General features: G+C 64.2%; 1 protein-coding gene. It reads left to right on the forward strand.

The genetic code is table 11. The features are described from left to right. Positions 1-102: 102 nt before the first annotated feature. On the forward strand, positions 103-344 hold a 242-nt coding region (locus tag HWX36_RS36765; RefSeq protein ID WP_208457852.1), incomplete at its 3' end, for a hypothetical protein.

Here is a 344-nt window from a genome sequence, read left to right on the forward strand (position 1 = left end):
GCGAAGATGACGCGGATGGTGCGTGACGTCGAATCGAAGCCGGGCAGCTTCGTCGCGATCGAAGGGTTGGGCGCGGACGGCAGCATGCCGAACATTGCATCGATGAACGGTCGCGATCCGAAGATGGGCACGGCCGCCGCCATTGGCGTCGGGAGTGGCGCCAGCGGGATCAATTCGATCGCGGTCGGTCTGCAGGCAGTCTCGAATTCGGATCACTCGGTGGCGATCGGCAGTATTGCGCAGACCGGGGTCGATCAACCGTATGCGGTCGCGATGGGCAGCATGGTCACGACGAACGGCGCAGGCGCGCTGGCAATCGGTTCCCGAGCAAAAGCCAACGCCGA

The organism is Burkholderia sp. BCC0405 (genome assembly GCF_902833075.1).
Lineage (GTDB): Bacteria > Pseudomonadota > Gammaproteobacteria > Burkholderiales > Burkholderiaceae > Burkholderia.